This window comes from Tabrizicola sp. BL-A-41-H6 (genome assembly GCF_050632395.1).
Lineage (GTDB): Bacteria > Pseudomonadota > Alphaproteobacteria > Rhodobacterales > Rhodobacteraceae > JAUYQR01.
The window spans coordinates 766,236-783,110 of the sequence record NZ_CP192600.1; the positions used below are offsets into that span (position 1 = coordinate 766,236).

At 65.8% G+C, this 16,875-nt stretch carries 17 protein-coding genes; 3 read left to right on the plus strand and 14 right to left on the minus strand.

What is annotated here, in order from left to right:
* Positions 1-33: 33 nt before the first annotated feature.
* Positions 34-1,287, minus strand: coding sequence for an ABC transporter substrate-binding protein (locus ACROUL_RS03815; protein WP_431298220.1), 1,254 nt, complete (start codon positions 1,285-1,287; stop codon positions 34-36).
* 104 nt (positions 1,288-1,391) lie between these two features.
* Here ACROUL_RS03815 and ACROUL_RS03820 point away from each other — a divergent pair, with 104 nt between their 5' ends.
* A complete protein-coding gene (locus ACROUL_RS03820) occupies positions 1,392-2,177 on the plus strand; it encodes an IclR family transcriptional regulator (protein ID WP_431298221.1) in 786 nt (261 codons plus the stop codon).
* 14 nt (positions 2,178-2,191) lie between these two features.
* Positions 2,192-3,247 (plus strand): ABC transporter ATP-binding protein, encoded by a 1,056-nt coding sequence (locus ACROUL_RS03825; RefSeq protein WP_431298222.1) that lies wholly within the window; start codon positions 2,192-2,194, stop codon positions 3,245-3,247.
* Positions 3,248-3,301: 54 nt separating this feature from the next.
* Here ACROUL_RS03825 and ACROUL_RS03830 read toward each other — a convergent pair whose 3' ends face one another.
* The 6 genes from ACROUL_RS03830 to mnmD all read right to left on the minus strand — a co-directional run bounded on the left by ACROUL_RS03830 (position 3,302) and on the right by mnmD (position 9,643).
* On the minus strand, positions 3,302-3,781 hold the full coding sequence (locus tag ACROUL_RS03830; RefSeq protein ID WP_431298223.1) for an RNA pyrophosphohydrolase: 480 nt from the start codon (positions 3,779-3,781) through the stop codon (positions 3,302-3,304).
* A 134-nt stretch (positions 3,782-3,915) separates the two neighbouring features.
* Entirely contained in the window at positions 3,916-5,268 is a 1,353-nt protein-coding gene (locus ACROUL_RS03835; RefSeq protein WP_431298224.1) for a S41 family peptidase, read from the minus strand.
* Positions 5,269-5,275: 7 nt separating this feature from the next.
* On the minus strand, positions 5,276-6,397 hold the full coding sequence (locus ACROUL_RS03840) for a murein hydrolase activator EnvC family protein (protein ID WP_431298225.1): 1,122 nt from the start codon (positions 6,395-6,397) through the stop codon (positions 5,276-5,278).
* A complete protein-coding gene (gene gpmI / locus ACROUL_RS03845; protein WP_431298226.1) occupies positions 6,394-7,911 on the minus strand; it encodes a 2,3-bisphosphoglycerate-independent phosphoglycerate mutase in 1,518 nt (505 codons plus the stop codon). Before gpmI ends, ACROUL_RS03840 begins: the two co-directional genes overlap by 4 nt.
* 99 nt (positions 7,912-8,010) lie before the next feature.
* Positions 8,011-8,931: a DMT family transporter gene (locus ACROUL_RS03850; RefSeq protein WP_431298227.1), complete on the minus strand. Its 921-nt coding sequence runs from the start codon at positions 8,929-8,931 to the stop codon at positions 8,011-8,013.
* 31 nt (positions 8,932-8,962) lie between these two features.
* Positions 8,963-9,643, minus strand: coding sequence for a tRNA (5-methylaminomethyl-2-thiouridine)(34)-methyltransferase MnmD (gene mnmD / locus ACROUL_RS03855; protein WP_431298228.1), 681 nt, complete (start codon positions 9,641-9,643; stop codon positions 8,963-8,965).
* A 45-nt stretch (positions 9,644-9,688) separates the two neighbouring features.
* Here mnmD and ACROUL_RS03860 point away from each other — a divergent pair, with 45 nt between their 5' ends.
* On the plus strand, positions 9,689-10,732 hold the full coding sequence (locus ACROUL_RS03860) for an NAD(P)/FAD-dependent oxidoreductase (protein WP_431298229.1): 1,044 nt from the start codon (positions 9,689-9,691) through the stop codon (positions 10,730-10,732).
* Positions 10,733-10,802: 70 nt separating this feature from the next.
* On the opposite strand, the gene ACROUL_RS03865 is transcribed toward ACROUL_RS03860, so the two are convergent.
* The 7 genes from ACROUL_RS03865 to ACROUL_RS03895 form a co-directional block, all read right to left on the minus strand.
* Positions 10,803-11,342 carry an NADPH-dependent FMN reductase gene (locus ACROUL_RS03865; protein ID WP_431298230.1) on the minus strand — a complete coding sequence of 180 codons (540 nt, stop codon included), beginning with the start codon at positions 11,340-11,342 and terminating at the stop codon, positions 10,803-10,805.
* Positions 11,343-11,356: 14 nt separating this feature from the next.
* Positions 11,357-11,836 (minus strand): GNAT family N-acetyltransferase, encoded by a 480-nt coding sequence (locus ACROUL_RS03870; protein WP_431298231.1) that lies wholly within the window; start codon positions 11,834-11,836, stop codon positions 11,357-11,359.
* Positions 11,837-11,875: 39 nt separating this feature from the next.
* Positions 11,876-12,355 carry an A24 family peptidase gene (locus ACROUL_RS03875; RefSeq protein ID WP_431298232.1) on the minus strand — a complete coding sequence of 160 codons (480 nt, stop codon included), beginning with the start codon at positions 12,353-12,355 and terminating at the stop codon, positions 11,876-11,878.
* A complete protein-coding gene (locus tag ACROUL_RS03880; protein ID WP_431298233.1) occupies positions 12,352-13,131 on the minus strand; it encodes a helix-turn-helix transcriptional regulator in 780 nt (259 codons plus the stop codon). The genes ACROUL_RS03875 and ACROUL_RS03880 overlap by 4 nt, the downstream gene beginning before the upstream one ends.
* A 342-nt stretch (positions 13,132-13,473) precedes the next feature.
* Positions 13,474-14,469, minus strand: a complete 996-nt coding sequence (locus tag ACROUL_RS03885; RefSeq protein ID WP_431298234.1) for a type II secretion system F family protein — start codon at positions 14,467-14,469, stop codon at positions 13,474-13,476.
* 24 nt (positions 14,470-14,493) lie between these two features.
* Positions 14,494-15,477 carry a type II secretion system F family protein gene (locus tag ACROUL_RS03890; protein WP_431298235.1) on the minus strand — a complete coding sequence of 328 codons (984 nt, stop codon included), beginning with the start codon at positions 15,475-15,477 and terminating at the stop codon, positions 14,494-14,496.
* 6 nt (positions 15,478-15,483) lie between these two features.
* The gene (locus ACROUL_RS03895; RefSeq protein WP_431298236.1) at positions 15,484-16,872 is read right to left on the minus strand and encodes a CpaF family protein; all 1,389 of its coding nucleotides are present in this window, start codon (positions 16,870-16,872) and stop codon (positions 15,484-15,486) included.
* Positions 16,873-16,875: the final 3 nt, after the last annotated feature.

The window sequence follows — 16,875 nt, forward strand, 5'->3', positions numbered from 1 at the left end:
CGCCCCCCATTGGGGAGCGCCCGTGTCGTCAGATCACTGTGGGAAGAGGCGCGTGCGCGTCGCTTCCAACTGCGCCAGAATCTCTTCCAGCGCCTCGGGCTGCACCAGGAACCGCTGGAAACCTTCCATGCCGGCCTTGGCATATTCGGCATCCGCGTCGCGGTCCCAGAACTGGGCGATGCCACCGGTCGAGGTGGACAGAGCCTTGAAGCCCGCCGTCAGGAACGGATCGTCCGCCGGGACGGTTGCGTTCTTGTTGGTCGGGAGCTGGCCAACGGCCGTGTTCCACTTGGACTGCGCTTCCGGGCTGGCCATGTAAGCCAGGAACGTCTTCGCATCATCGGGGTTCTTCGCGCCCGAGGTCAGGTGGATCGTGTCGGTCGGAGCTTCCTCGGCGCGGGCGACGCCTGCGGTGATTTCCGGGAACACCATGAAGCCGAGATTGTCGTTCGTCATCCCGCCTTCCTTGAAGACGCCGACGGCGAAGTTGCCCATCACGTAGTTGGCAGCCTTGCCCTGCACGAACAGCGCCGCTGCATCCTGCCAGTCGATGGCAGCATGGTTCTCGGTGACGAAGGGCTGCAGTTTGCCGAAGTTGTCGAAAACGGCCCGCGCTTCCGGCGAGGTCCACGAAACCTTGCCCGCGGCGAGGTCGCTGTGGAACTGGTAACCATTGGTGCGGAGCGAAATGTAGTCGAAGATGCCTGCGACGGGCCACAGTGCGCTGGAACCGGTGGTCACACAGTCGATGCCTGCGGCCTTGAACTTCTCGCAGTTCGCCAGGAACTGGTCCCAGGTCACGCCTTCGGCGCCGGGAGCTTCCACGCCCGCAGCTTTGTAGGCGTCGCGGTTATAATAGATGCCCCACTGATAGTAGGTGTAGGGGATCGCATACTGCTTGCCGTCGATGGTCGACGACGGGACCGAAGCCGACAGCGACTCCATCAAGCCGTTGTTGGCCCAGACGTCCGAGATGTCGGCGAACAGGCCAGCCTCGACGAACGGACGCATCCGGTTCGCGGCATACCAGTTGGCCAGGTCCGGCGCATCCGCAGTCAGGAAGTTGCGGATCGCGTTCTTGTAGGCTTCGTGGTCGAAGTTGGTCAACTGGACGTCGATCTCGGGGTTAGCGGTCTCGAAGTCAGCGATCAGCGCTTCGGCAGCGGCCAGCGGAATCGGATCGTAGTCGGCGTTCCAGGTGACGACGCGCTTGTCCTGAGCCATCGCAGACGTGGACATGAGCAACGCTGCCATGACGGCGAGCGCGCCCGCTTTCTTATGGACCATGGTTTCCTCCCTTTTGGTTCCATTATGTGAAACTTAGTCTTGAATATTGAAAACTATGTCCGCTATCCTTATGCCTGTCAACTACGGACCTCATCGGAGCGAACATGGGCGCGGAAGGGCACGCAGACGGAACTGTCGGCAAGGCGCTGGACGTCTTGGACATGGTTGCCAGCCACGGCCGCCCGGTGCGGTTCAGCGAGCTGTTGACCGAAGGGGCGTTTCCGAAGGCGACGCTTTACCGGTTCTTGCAGACGCTGACGCATCAGGGGATGCTGGTGCATGATCCGGAGCGGGGAACTTACGCGCTGGGCGTGCGGCTGGTGAGACTGGCGCACGCAGCCTGGGCGCAATCGTCTCTGGCCCCTATCGCACGGCCCTATCTGGATGAATTGGCAGAGAAAACCGGCGAGACGATCCATCTGGCGCAGATGGATCTGGGGCAGGTGCTCTACGTCGACAAACGCAATGCCGCCCGGCCGGTGGAGATGTTTGCGCAGGCCGGAAAGGTGGGGCCGGCCTATTGCACGGGGGTAGGCAAGGCGATGCTGGCCTATCTGCCCGAAGAGGCGCTGGAGGCGGCGTTGGCCCGCCAGTCGTTCCACCGCCATACCGAACACACGCTGGACACCCCGGTAAAGCTGCGGGCTGAACTGGAGGCGATTCGGGCGCGGGGATATGCGTTCGACCGCGAAGAGCACGAGCCGGGAATCATCTGCTGCGCGGTGCCGATTCTAAGCCGTGCGGGACGTGTGATCGGGGCATTGTCGGTAACGTCGACCACGGCACGGACAACTCTGGCCGCGTTGGAGGCGCGGGCAGGGCTGATCAAGGACATCGCAGCCCGCATTTCCGCCGAAGCGGAAAGCTGGCGTTTTCCGGAACAGGGATAAGGGGAGGGAACATCATGACGGGCGTCACGCTGAAGAAAGTGGTGAAGCGGTACGGGGATGTGCAGGTCATCCACGGCATCGATCTGGAAGTGAAAGACGGGGAGTTCTGCGTCTTCGTCGGCCCCTCGGGCTGCGGGAAATCCACGCTCTTGCGCATGGTTGCGGGGCTGGAGGAAACCAGCGGCGGGTCGATCCAGATCGGATCGCGCGACGTGACCGAGGCCGACCCGAGCGAGCGGGGCGTCGCGATGGTCTTCCAGACCTATGCCTTGTACCCCCACATGACGGTGGCCGAGAACATGGGCTTCGGCCTGAAGATGACCGGGCATCCGAAGGCCGCGATCGACAAAAAGGTGGCAGAAGCCAGCCGTATCCTGAAGCTGGACGAGTATCTGTCGCGCAAGCCGAAGGCCCTGTCGGGCGGGCAGCGGCAGCGTGTGGCCATTGGCCGCGCGATCGTACGGGGGCCGGAGGTGTTTCTGTTCGACGAACCCTTGTCGAACCTTGACGCCGAGTTGCGGGTGGAGATGCGGGTGGAAATCGCGCGCCTCCACCGCGAAATCGGCGCCACGATGATCTATGTGACACACGATCAGGTAGAGGCAATGACTCTGGCCGACAAGATCGTGGTGCTCCGCAAGGGACGGGTGGAGCAGGTGGGCAAGCCGCTGGACCTGTACAACGATCCGGACAACAAGTTCGTGGCCGGGTTCATCGGCAGCCCGGCGATGAATTTCGTTGCGGGGACCGTGGCGGGGCCGGGATCGGTGACCACCAAGGGGCTGGGCGGCGCGGTGGCAACCAGCGTGGCCTTGCCCGGTGCGGGCGCCGAGGTCAGCGTGGGGCTGCGGCCACAGCACCTGAAGATCACCGCTGGTTCGGATTACCGGGTCGAGATGACCGAGGCGCTGGGCGGGGTCAGTTTCGTGCATGTCACGGCGCCCACTGGCGAAAAGCTGGTGATCGAAAGCCACGACCAGGTTGGCGTCGGAATGGGCGACAAGGTGGGCATCACGTTCGATGCGAAGGACGCGATGGTGTTTGGCGCCGACGGAATGCGGCTGCGTTGAAGCCAAAACAGGGGCGGCCCATGTCGGGCCGCCCTTTGTTTTCAATATGTTGCTTCACGCCAGATAGGCACGGAAGCTGCGGACGACTTGTTCGTAGACGGTGCGTTTGAAGGGGACGATTTCGGCGATCATCTGGTCGGCGGGAATCCAGCGCCAGCTTGAAAATTCAGGGTGGTGGGTGTCGATCTTCACGTCGCTGTCTTGGCCGAGGAAGCGGAACAGGAACCACTTCTGTTTCTGGCCGCGATAGTTGCCGCCCCAGACCTTGCCCAAAAGCTCGGGCGGGAGGTCGTAGGTCACCCAGCCGTGGGTTTTTGCAATGCTTTCAACGAGATCGGCGGTGATTCCGGTTTCTTCCCACAACTCGCGCAGGGCGGCGGCTTTCGGTTTTTCGCCGTCGTCGATGCCACCTTGCGGCATTTGCCAGGCGGGCGAAGGGCTGTCGAGGCGCTGGCCGGCGAAGACGAGGCCTTCGGTGTTGATCAGCATGACGCCGACGCAGGGGCGGTAGGGAAGGGTGTCGGGATCGGTCATGCGGGGTGCCTGAAAGCCGTTTGAGCGGGTCTGGCCTGCGTATGGCAAGCGTATGGCAAGTGTCTGGCAGCTTGACCGCCCGGATGGCAAGCCACCCTCCCCTCCCCCGCGCGGGGGGGGAGGCACGCCCTTGATCAGGGCGTGGCTTCGGGGGCGATGGCGGTGAGGCCCTTGAGAATGTCTACGGCGTAGGCAAGCTGGTAGTCCTCGTCGCGGAGCTTGGCCGATTCCTCGGCCCGGGCGAGTTCCTCTTCGTAGAGGCGCTTTTCGTCATCGGTCATCGAATCGTTCGAGATCGCGCCGCGCAGGCTTGCCTCGGTGCGGTCGCCCACGGCCGATGCCGGACCCTTTTCATCGGCGCCTTCGACAGGCGGTTCGACGGCGGGCTGGTTGACCACGATGTCCGGCGAGATGCCGAGCGCCTGGATGGAACGGCCCGATGGCGTGTAGTAGCGCGCGGTGGTCAGGCGCATGGCGCCGTCGCCGCGCAGCGGGATAAGGGTCTGGACCGAACCCTTGCCGAAGCTTTTGGTGCCGACGACAATGGCGCGGCGGTGGTCTTGCAGCGCGCCGGCGACGATTTCGGACGCCGAGGCCGAGCCGCCGTTGATCAGAAGAACGATCGGCTTGCCGTTGATCAGGTCACCCGGCTGGGCATTGTAGCGTTCGCCGCTGGCCGGATCGCGGCCACGGGTGGAGACGATCTCGCCCTTGTCGAGGAAGGCGTCGGAGACGCTGATCGCCTCGTTCAGAAGACCGCCGGGGTTGTTGCGCAGGTCGATGACCACGCCATCCAGCTTGTCGATGCCGCCCAGTTCCTCGATGCCCTTCTTCAGCGCGTCGTTCATGCCGGGGGTGGTCTGGTCGTTGAAGGTGGTGATGCGCAGCACGACGGTATTGCCGACGGTGCGGCCGCGTACGGCGGAGAGTTTGATGGTGTCGCGGATGATCGACACGTCGAAGGGTTCGGGCGTGCCTTCACGGACCACGGTGATGATGATTTCCGACCCGATCGGGCCGCGCATCATGGCGACGGCGTCGTCGAGGACGAGGCCGAGGACGGATTCGCCGTTGACGTGGGTGATAAAGTCGCCGGCCTGAATCCCTGCCTTGGCGGCCGGGGTGCCATCCATCGGCGAGATCACCTTGATGAAGCCTTCTTCCTGCGTCACCTCGATGCCGAGGCCGCCGAATTCGCCGCGGGTCTGCACCTGCATGTCGTCGAAGTCTTTCGCCGACAGGTAGCTGGAGTGCGGGTCGAGCGAGGTGAGCATGCCGTTGATCGCGGCCTCGACCAGCGCTTCGGTTTCGACCGGTTCGACATATTGCGCGCGGATGCGTTCGAAGATGTCACCGAAGAGGTCGAGCTGTTCGTAGACCGAGCTGTCCTTGGCGGCTTCCTGCGCGAGGAGGGGCCCTGCCACTTGCGTGGTCAGAAGCGCGCCTGCCACGGTTCCGCCGAGGGCGGCCATCACGAATTTCTTCATGCTCGTCTCAGTCTCCTTTGCGGGCGGTTGCGGCGAACCAGTCTTCCGGGTTCACGGGCAGGGCGCCCTGTCTGAGTTCCATATAAAGCGTTTCCGTGTCGCGAGGGCCAGAGCCATCTGCCGACACGGCGGTAAATTCACTGGCACCGGCTTCGGTACCGCCCATGAGGCCGAGGGGGGCGCCTTGGGGCACGACCTCTCCCACCTCGCCGTAGACGGTATCGAGTCCGGCCAGAACCAATAAATAACCGTCGCCGGGTTCGACGATCATCACGTTTCCGTAGTCGAGAAGCGGGCCGCGGTAACGGATGGTGGAGGGCCATGGCGCGGTGACGAGGGCACGGGGCTGGGTGGCAAGGGCGATGCCGGGGCGGCGGGTGCCGGCGGCGTCGGCCTCGTCGGCGCGGCGGATGAGGGTGCCGAGGACGGGGAGGGGAAGGGTGCCCTTGGCGGCGGAGAAGGTCTGGTCCTGCCGGTCGTCGACGTTGAGGGCGAGGCCCGCGGCGAAGGCGTCGAGGGTATCGGCGCTTTCCAGAAGGCCGCGCAGCACCTCGGGGTCGTCGGTGAAGCGTTTCGGCAGTTCGGTGCGGTCGGAGATCGCTTGGGAAAGGGCGCTGCGGGCGGATTGCGCGGCGGCGAGGCCTTCGGACAGGGTATCGCCGGCGGAAAGCTGGAGGGTGCGAAGCTGGTTCAGTTCGGCCAGTTCGGCCTTCAGTTTCTGTGCCTGAGCCTGCAGGGCGGGGGTCACGTCAGCCAGCATCATGCCGGAGCGAACGGTGCCCAAGGGGCCGTCGGGATGCAGCAGGAGTAGCGGCGCGGGGGATTGTTCCATGCCCGCGAGCACCGCGAGAAGCTGGGCGATGCGGGTGCTTTGGGTGTCGAACTGCAAGGTCAGGGTGGCTTCGCGCAGGCGTGCCTCGCGCAGGGCGGTGCGGAGTGCTGCGAGGCCCTGTTCGTAGGCGCGGATCGTCTGGCTGAGGGCGGTGACGCGGTCCCGCGCCTCGGTTGCCTGATCAAGCGCGGTGACGGCGGCTTGCAGGTCTGCGGCCGCGGCGGCGGCCTGTTCGGCCACCGTTTCGGCGCGCAAGGGGGTTGCGAGGAGAAGAAGGACGAGCGCGGCGCGGATCATGCGATGAGGCTGGTCCCGGTCATTTCGGCGGGTTGTGGCAGGCCCATCAGTTGCAGGAGCGTGGGCGCAAGATCGGAAAGGCGGCCGTCGCGCAGGGTGGCGCCGGGCGGGCCGCCGACGAGGATCACCGGGACGGGGTTGGTGGTGTGGGCGGTGTGCGGGCCGCCGGTGACGGGATCGACCATCAACTCGCAGTTGCCGTGGTCGGCGCAGATCAGCATGGCGCCGCCGCGGGCTTCGAGGGCCGCCAGCGCACGGGCGAGGCCCTGATCCACCGCCTCGCAGGCCTTGATCGCTGCGGGCAGGCTGCCGGTGTGGCCGACCATGTCGGGGTTGGCGAAGTTCACGACGATCAGGTCATAGCCGTGGTCGATTGCGGCGACGAGTTTGTCGGCCACTTCGGGCGCGCTCATTTCCGGTTGCAGGTCGTAGGTGGCGACCTTGGGGGAAAGCGGCATGGCGCGGTCTTCGCCGGGGTAGGGCACCTCGCGGCCACCGTTCAGGAAGAAGGTGACGTGGGGGTATTTTTCGGTCTCGGCCAGCCGGAACTGGGTGCGGCCGTGGTTCGAGACCCATTCGCCGAGGGTGTTGACGAGGACGCGCTTGGGGAAGGCGGTGGCCATGTAGGCGTTGTGGGCGGTGGAGTATTCGACCATGCCGAGCATGGCGGACCACTTTGGCCGGGGGCCGGTGTCGAAGGCGCTGAAAGCGGGGTCGCCGAGGGCGGCGAGGATTTCGCGGGCGCGGTCGGCGCGGAAGTTCAGGCAGAAGATGCCGTCGCCGTCCTTTGCGCCGTGGTAGCCGTCGATCACGGTGGGGGCGAGGAATTCGTCGGTTTCGCCCTTGGCATAGGAGTGGATCACGGCGGTGGCGGCATCGGGGGCGGCTTCGCCCGTGGCGCGGACGATGGCGCGGTAGGCGCGTTCCACCCGGTCCCAGCGGTTGTCACGGTCCATCGCCCAGTAGCGGCCGATCACGGTGGCGACCGTTGCGCCCTTGGGCAGGGCGGCCGTCAATTGCGCCATGAAACTGGCGGCGGAGGAGGGGGCGACGTCGCGACCATCGGTGATCGCATGGAGGGCCACCGGCACGCCTTGGGTGGTGATGGCGTTGCAGGCGGCGATGATGTGGCTGATGTGGCCATGCACACCGCCGCTCGACACGACGCCCATCAGGTGCGCGGTGCCGCCTTGCGCGCGGACCTTGGCTGCGAAGGCGGTGACTTCGGGGTTCTGGGCGAAGCTGCCGTCTTCTACGGCAAGGTCGATGGCACCAAGGTCCATCGCCACGACGCGGCCCGCGCCGATGTTGGTGTGGCCAACCTCGGAGTTGCCCATCTGGCCGGTGGGCAGGCCCACATCGGGGCCGTGGGTGATGAGGGTGGCGTGGGGGCGGGTGGCCCAGAGGCGGTTGAAGGTGGGGACGTTGGCCTGCGCCGGGGCGGAGACCGCCGGATTGTCACCGATGCCCCAGCCGTCGAGAATGCAGAGAACGACGGGTTTCGGTGCGGGCATGGGGAGGCTCCTGTTGCTCGGTCGGGTTTTACGCGCATGGCGGGGGCGGGGCAACGGGGGGATTTGGGCGCAGATGGTGGGCGACGCGCTGCTGGAAGGTCAGCCTTCTGCGATTGAACCTTCGCGGAGTGCGGCCTTTTCTCGCACGCGCTGGCGCCAGAGCGTGAAGACCCCCGCCGCGACCACGATCCCGGCACCGATGGCGACGTTCAGGCGCAAGACCTCGCCGAACACGAAGAGGCCGACCATCGAGGCGAACACCAGTTGCAGGTAGGCGAAGGGTTGGATGGCGGAAGCCTCGGCCACGGCATAGGCCTTGATCAGGAGCCAGTGGCCGGTCACGGCAGTGCAGCACAGAAGGCCCATCCATCCCCAATCGGCGGCGGACATTGGTGCCCAGTTCCACAGGCCGACCGGCGTCATGGCGAGTGCGCCTGCGACGCCGGTCCAGAAGAAACTGACCGAGGCGCTGTCCTTGCGGGCGACGTAGCGGGTGAGCAGGCCGTAGATGGCGAACATGGTGGCGGCAAGAAGCGGCACCAGCGCCCAAGGCGAGAACACGCCCGCGCTGGGTTTTAGGATGATCAGGATGCCGACAAAGCCGACGAGAATGGCGGTCCAGCGCCGCCAGCCGACCTTTTCGCCAAGGATCGGGCCAGAGAGGGCGGCGACGAGGAGGGGGTAGCTGGTAAAGACGGCGTGCGCCTCGATCAGGCCAAGGTGGACGAAGCCGACCACCATGATGCAAATTTCGACCACGAGGAGGACGCCGCGGAAAATCTGGGTCAAGGGGTAGGCGCTGCGGGCGGCGGCCCGGATGCCGCCGGGGCTGCGCGCGGCAAGGGCCACAGCGAAGAGGCCGAAGAACCAGAACCTGATCATCACGATCATGGTCACGCCGTAAGCGTCGCCCAGATGGCGCGAAATCCCGTCTTGCGCGGCAAAGACAATCGTCGTGGCGATCATCAGCCAGATGCCGAGCATGGTATTCTGCGGCGCGGTCATGGTGCGGGTGGTCATGGCTGCGCCCGTAGCACGGCAGAGGACCGGGTTACAGGGGGTGTTCTGGGGGAAGTGCGCCTGTTGTCATGTGGCGCTTGCGGCCAAAGCCGGGTTGGCGGGTGACGGTGAAGCCCGCCTCGGCCAGCGCGCGGCGGACGTGGCCTGCGGCGGTGTAGGTGGCGAAGGTGCCGCCGGGGGCGGTGTGGCGGGCGACCTCATGCAGCAGGTCGGGGGACCAAAGCTCGGGGTTCTTGGCCGGGGAAAAGCCGTCTAGGAACCATGCGTCAGCGCGGCCCTGCCATGCGGGAAGGGTGTCGCGGGCGTCGCCGAGGATGATGGTGGCGGTGATGTGCGGGAAGTGGAGCGTGGTGGCGCCGGTGGACCATTGGGTGAGGAGGGTTTCGGCGTGGGGGGCGACTTCGGGGAAGGCGGCGAGGGCGCGGGCCATGTCGGTGGCGGGGAGGGGGAAGGCCTCGAAGCTGGTGAAGTGCAGGTTCTTGTCGCCGGTGTGAGCCGCGAGGGTGGCGAGGAGGTTGAGGCCGGTGCCGAAACCGAGTTCCGCGATGTGGAAGCCGTCGTGGAAGCGGTCGGGGAGGTGGTTGCCGGCGAGGAAGACGTGGCGGGTTTCGGCGAGGCCGCCGGACAGCGAGAAATACGGGTCGTCGAAGGCGCGGGAGACGGGGATCACCTCGTCGCGCCAATCCAAGTCCGGTTGTGGGTGTGGTGGCATTTGCGTTACCCCGGTTTGACGGTTGCATGGGCAAGGGCGGGCGGAATGGCAAGGGTGGATGTGACGGTGGATGTCACGGTTCGCGGGGCAGGGATCTTTGGCCTGTCGATTGCCTTTGCCTGCGCGCGGCGCGGGGCGCGGGTGCGGGTGATCGACCCCGGTGGCGTTGGTGCGGGATCGTCGGGCGGGCTGGTGGGGGCGTTGGCGCCGCATGTGCCGGAGGCGTGGAACGGCAAGAAGCAGTTTCAGCTGGAAAGCTTGCTGATGGCCGAGGCCTGGTGGGGCGAGGTGGGCGAGGTGTCCGGGTTGCCGACAGGGTATCTGCGGTCGGGGCGGTTGCAGCCATTGGCCGATGCGCGGGCGGTGGAGGTGGCGCGGGCGCGCGAGGTGACGGCGGCGGCGCTGTGGGGCGATGCGGCGGTGTGGCGGGTGGAGGCTGCGCCTGAGGGTTGGGGGCCGGTGTCGGCCACGGGGCTTGTGGTGCGCGACACTCTGACGGCGCGGCTGTCGCCACGGATGGGGCTGGCGGCGCTGGCTGGGGCGGTGGTGGCGCTGGGCGGCGAGGTGGTGCGGGAGGGGGCGGAGGCGGGTGCGGTGGTGGATGCGACCGGGGTGGCGGGGCTGGCGGCGCTTTCGGGTGCGGTGGGCAAGACGATCGGTGGCGGGGTGAAGGGGCAGGCGGCGGCGCTGCGGTTCGATGCGGCGGGGTGGCCGCAGGTGTTTGCGGATGCGCTGCATATCGTGCCGCATGTGGACGGGACGGTGGCGATCGGGTCGACCAGCGAAAGCGCGTGGGACGATCTGGCGACCGATGCGGCGCTGGAGGCGTTGATAGCGCAGGCGGAGGCGGCGGTGCCGATGCTGGCGGGGGCGCCGGTGGTGGAACGGTGGGCGGGGGTCAGGCCACGGGCGCGAAGCCGTGCGCCGATGCTGGGGCCGTGGCCGGGGCGTGCGGGGTGGTTCGTGGCGAACGGGGGGTTCAAGATCGGGTTCGGGATGGCGCCGAAACTGGCCGAGGTGATGGCTGATCTGGTGCTGGATGGGCGCGACGCGGTGCCGGAGGCGTTTCGCGTGGACGCCTCGCTTTAGGGGGCTGTCTGCCCCCTCGCCCCGGCGGGCCGGGGCTCACCCCCGAGGATATTTCGCGAAGGGGAAGCCTTCAAATGCGGGAGGCTTCGGCGCGGAGCGCCTGCATCAGCTCGGTCAGGGCCTTTTGGTAGCGCGCGTCGATCAGGCGGCCTTCGGGGGTGAAGGCGTGGGCGGCGTCAGCGACCAGAACCTCGGGGCCGCTGAGAAGGCGGGGGCGGAACGGGGTGAGGGCGAGGCGGAGCGAAAATTGCGAGCGGTCGCCACCCCCGCGGCCGTCGGCGGCGGAGACGATCGCCACCGGCTTGTCGCGGAAGGGCGCGCCTTTGGTGCGGCTGACCCAGTCGAGCGCGTTCTTCAGGACGCCGGGGAGCGCCTTGTTGTATTCGGGCGTGGCGATGACGATGGCATCTGCGGCGGCGATCTGGTCGGCGAGGGTTTGCACATCGGGCGGGATGCCGTGGGCATCTTCGAGGTCGCCGTCATAGAGGGGGAGGCGGAGGTTGGCCTCGGTCTGGGTCGCGTCGCCGAAGGCCGTGCGGGCCTCGGCCAGAAGGCGGCGGTTGGTCGATGCGGCGCGCAGGGCGCCGGGGATGCCGAGGAGGGTGAGCATGGGAAGCCTTCGGGTTACGGAACGGGGCGGCGGAAGGTGATCGTGGTGGGGTGGCTGTAGCCGGGATGGGCGGTGCGCGCGACCTCGACGAAGCCGAGCGCACGGAAGGTATCGTGGTTTTCGGTGAGTTCCACCCGGGTCTGCAATTCCAGTGCCGGCAGCAGCAATGCGCGGGCGCGCGTCTCGGCGGTGGCGATGAGGGCGCGGGCGAGGCCTTGGCGGCGTTGGCTGCGGGCGACGGCGAGTTTGCCGATGTAGAGGCTGGCCGTGTCGAGACTGTGGAGGCGCGGGGTCAGGAAAACGCAGGCGACGGGCGGGGAGCCGATGGCCCAGACCTCGGCCGTTGCGGCCTGTTCGGCAATGGCGTCGGCGGTCAGGCGGTGCATCGATGAGGGCGGGTTGATGCGCCCGTCCATCGCAGCGAATTCGGTCTGGATCAGGGTGAGGAGGGCCTGCCAGCCATAGGGCGCCGTGCAGCGGTAGGGTTTGGTCATCGGCGCAGGATGCAGGGCAGAGCCTGCCACTGCAAGCGGTCAACCCTGAAAGGCGCGAAAGCCGATGAGCAGGAGGACGGAGGCGGCCATTGCCACCCCGACCGGGACGTGGCGGCGGTTGCGCGCACTTTCCCAACCAAGATTGCGAAACAGGGGCGCGTTTTGCAGAACGAGGGCGGAGAGGGTGACGACCAGCAGCGCCGCCGCGAATAGGCGCAGGTAAAGCACCATGTCCAGTGCCGGGATGAACAGCATCACCACCGGCATCATCTTGACGTCGCCGCCGCCAAAGAGGCGAAGCGCGAAGAGGACGAAGCCGATGGCGAAGGTGATGGCGGCAGCGATCAGGCGGGGCGCGAGATCGGGCCAGGTCAGGGCGAAGGGCGCGGCGGCGATGAAAAGGCCAAGCCCCAGAAGCACATGGCGGTTCGGAATGGTCAGAAAGCGCAGGTCGCTGACCGCGCTGACAATAAGCACAGGCACCAGCACCAGCAGAAGCAGGGTGGCCGGGTCGGTCACGCCAGACGGACCGGGTCCAGCGTGGTGCCGAAGGGTGCGCCGGAGGTCAGCCGATAGACCAGTTCGCTGAGGTTGGAGGAACGGGTCTTGGCATAGAGGTTGCCCAGATGGGTGCGCAGGGTGGAATCGCGGATGCCAAGTTCGGCCTTCACGTGGTCGACCGACAGGCCGCGGCTGAGCATCAGGCCAACCCGGTATTCGGCCCGGCTGAGCCGCGCGGGGTTTTCGATGCTGAGGATCGGGGCCAGCCTGACGGCGACCGGGGGCGGCGCAAGGCGCAGGAGGGACTCGGTGAACAGGCCCTGCGCGCGGTTCTGCCATGTGCGGGCAAGGACGGGACCCAGCGCATTGAGGATCATCTGCTGGTGGGCGCGCAGCCGGTGTTCGAAGTGCACTTCGATCGTGTCGATGAAGCGGGCGTTGGTTTCCAGCGGGATGACCACGAGTTCGCGCAGTTGGCGGGCAGCGTGGAATTCGACGACATCAAGCGACTTTCCCTCTTCGACCATCGAGCGGAACCAGAGGCTGCCGGGGCGCGCGGCATCGAAATACGGGGCCATCAGCGATTTGGCAAAACCGCAGTCGAGGCGTCCGCCGCGCACATCGCGGGCAGCCCGGTCCCACGTCACTGTGCGCCCCGAGGCATCGCCGCCACGCGCGTAGCGCACGAGGGCGACGATTTCGGCATCAAGGCCGTTGGCAAGGGATTCCAGGCTTTTCAGCAGGGGGTCGCGACCGTGCAGGCATTCGCACCACTGTGCGACCGCCCCGATCATGCCGATTTCTGCGACTTGGCTGCTTTCCGGATTTACGGAAAGTCTATTGCCGGATGTAATCATCATTAAACGAACACCAAATAATTTCTTCTAACAACCGCAACCCGAAAGCGGACTTTGGACGACGAGCCACGGCAATAAATCCAGACTCGGCGGGCTTCAACCCTGCACCAGCGAAGATGAACGGGAGACAAACGACTTGTTCATATTCGGTTAATGTTTCGGTCTGCGCGGGAAAAAGCGCAGCGATCCTTGAGGATTCCACATGGTGCGGCACAGCACCACACCGAAAAGCGCAACAGACTGTGTCGCGCTTTGCACTGATCAAAGCGCAGTTTGGGGTCAGAAGTTCGCCAGATACCGAATCACGACGGGCCCTATCGTCATGAGGACGAGCGCGGGAAGCATCAGCGTGGCCATCACCCCCGACATCTTGACCGGCAGCTTGTTGGCCATTTCCTGGGCGCGCAGTTCGCGGGTCTGGCGCAGTTCTTCGGAATAGGTGGTCATCGCCTGCGCCATGCTGGTGCCGAACTTCATCGACTGGTGCACGACGTTGGCGAAGGAGCGGATGGTATCCAGCCCGACGCGCTCTGCCATTTCGCGCAGGGCTTCTTCGCGCGGACGGCCGGCCTGAACCTGATACTGCACGGTGAGAAATTCGTGGGCGATTTCGGGCGATGCGTGTTTGAGTTCATTGCCGACGCGGGTCATGGCGGCGTCAAAGCCCATGCCGGCCTCGATCGAGATCTGGATCAGGTCGAGAGCGTTCGGGAAGCTTTCCTCGATCCGCAGCTTGCGCGCCTTGACCCGGCCATTCAGCCAGTTCGACGGGCCAAAGTAGCCAAGCCAGATCAGCACTGCGAGGATCTGGTAGGTGCCAAGGTTGCCAAGCCCTGCAAGGCGCGTCGCAATAGCGGCGGGCAGAGGAGATTCGGGCAGGCGGGCGAGGAACAGCAGTATCACGAACAGCGTCGGCAGCCCGATACCAAGGGCGACGCGCAGCATGGTGTAGATCTGCAGCGCGTTAGGTGAGGTCATTCCGGCCTGCGCCAGCCGCCGCTGCAAGGTGTTGCGTTCCTGCTTTTCGCCCGGAATGAAGGCCTTCATCAGGGCGCCGGGGCCTTTGTCGGCGGGCATCAGGAACTGCCGGTCCTGGCGTTCAAGCCGCCGGGCGCCGGAAATGGCGGCAATGCGCGCCACGGCGGGATCGGGCCGTTTCAGGGCCGCGTAGATGCCGAACAGCAGAAGAAGGACGCCAATGCCGACGCCCACCGCAAGCAGCGTCTCGACCGGAAGGCCGAGGCGGAGCGACAGGAGTTGAAGGTAATCGAGCATGACGGTCTCCGATCAGACGTGGACTCAGACGTGGAAGTTGACCAAGCGGCGCAGGATGATGGCGTTCAGAACCGTCAGGATCACCACGGCACTGGCCATCGGGATGAACAGCGGTTCGTCGTAGACGCCGCCGTAGTAGGTGGGCGATGAGATCGAGGTGAAGGTGAACATCAGGATCGGGATCACCGACAGGAACATGGCTGACGCGCGGCCTTCGGAGGAGATCGCGCGGATCTTGCGGCGCATCATGATGCGACCGCGGATCACCTTGGCCAGAAGTTCGACTACCCGCGACAGGTCGCTGCCGGTGCCATGCTGGATGCCGATGCTTGCCGACAGGTAGTAGACGTCTTCGATATCGACACGTTCGGCGAAATCGCGGAAGGCTTCGGGCAAGTCATCGCCGTAGTTCACCTGGTCGTAGATGATGCCGAATTCGCTGCCGATGGGGTCGGCCATTTCCTGGGCGACGGCGCCGATGGAGGTGTTGAGCGGATGACCGACGCGCAGGCCGCGCGCCATCAGTTCCAGCGCGTCTGGCAGTTGGGCGATCAGCGCCTTGGTCTGGCGGTCAACCCGGATGCGCAGGGCAATGATCGGGATGGCGAACCCCACCACCAGTGCGATTATGGCCACAAGGAACATCGGCACCGGCGTGAGCATCAGGGCCCCGAAAATCACTACCGAAAGGAGTGCGCAGATCCCGAGGAAGGCGCCCGGCGTGAGGGTCAGACCGGAGCGGCGCAGCTGCACGGCAAGGGTGCGCATGAAGGAGGGTTGGCCTGTCGCATCCTCGGACGAGGGGGGCTTCAGGAGCGACAGGCGTTCTTCGATGCTGCGGCCTTCGCGGATCATGCGCAGGCGGCGCGAGCGCACCTCGCCGGTGGTTTCGCGGTTGCTGAGAAACGAGCTGAGCGCCGTGAAGGCAAGAAGGACGCCTAGCGCGATGCCGCAATAGACCAGCAGCATGATGTTCTGTTCGGTCAGAAAGGCGGAGAGGACGGACATGGGCGGTCAGCTCCTTCTGATGAAATCGGCCGGATCGAAAGGCACACCGGCGTTGGCGAGCGCGTCGGCGCAGTGCGGGCGGATGCCGGTGGGCACAAACTCACCAAGGACGGCGCCGTCTTCGCTGCGGCCAAGGCGGCGGAACACGAAGATGTCCTGCATTGTGATGACCGAGCCTTCGAGACCGGTGATCTCGCTGATGCTGAGCAGGCGGCGCGTGCCGTCGGACATGCGGGCGACCTGCAGCACGATCTGGATGCCGGAGGCGACTTGAGCGCGGACCGCCGAGAGCGGCAGGTCGAGGCCGATCATGGTGACCATCTGTTCCACCCGACCCAGCGCGTCGCGGGCGGAGTTGGCGTGGATCGTGGTCATCGAGCCGTCGTGGCCGGTGTTCATGGCCTGCAGCATGTCGAAGGCTTCGGCGCCGCGAACTTCGCCCACGATGATGCGGTCGGGGCGCATCCGCAGCGCGTTGCGCACGAGGTCGCGCTGGATCACTGCGCCTTGGCCATTCGGGTTTGGCGGGCGGGTTTCAAGGCGTACGACATGGGCCTGCTGCAGTTGCAGTTCGGCTGCGTCCTCGATCGTGACGATGCGCGAGCGGTCGTCGATCGCGGCGGAGATCGCGTTAAGAAGCGTGGTCTTGCCCGAGCCGGTGCCGCCCGAGATGAGGATGTTCATCCGTGCCGCGACCAACGCCTGAAGAAAGCGCGCTGCGGGTTCGGTGATGGTGCCGATTTCGACCATGCGGGCCAGGGTCAGCGGATTGCGGGCGAACTTGCGGATCGACAGGCTTGGGCCGTCGATGGCGCAGGGCCGGATGATCGCGTTGACGCGGCTGCCGTCTTCGAGGCGCGCATCTACCCAGGGGCTGCTTTCATCGACGCGGCGACCGACGCGCGAGACGATCTTTTCGATGATCCGAAGCAGGTGACGTTCGTCGCGGAACCGGGCGCGGGCCCGTTCCAGAACGCCGTTGCGTTCGACGAAGACGTTGCTGTGACCATTGACAAGGATGTCGTTGATGGTGGGGTCGGCCATCAGAGGTTCCAGCGGGCCAAGGCCCAGAACCTCGTCCATCAACTCGCTGACAAGCTTGCGGAATTCCTCGGCGCGCAGCGGTTTGCCGCTGTCGCGCAGTTCGTCGTTCACAAGGGCCGAAACCTCGCGGCGCAGCTCCTCGGGTTCGACCTTGTCGATGGCAGCAAGGTTTAGGCGTTCCAGCAGCACTTCGTGCAGGCGGCTTTTCAGTTCCAGCGATTCCTGAAGCTCGCGGTCTTCCGGCACCAGAACCGCGGGCAGTTGGGCTTGGCTGGCTTTACCGCCGACGAAGGGAAGAACCTTGTCGGTCTTGGCGCCGCGCCGGGTCAAATCTACGAAATCTTTGAACATGAT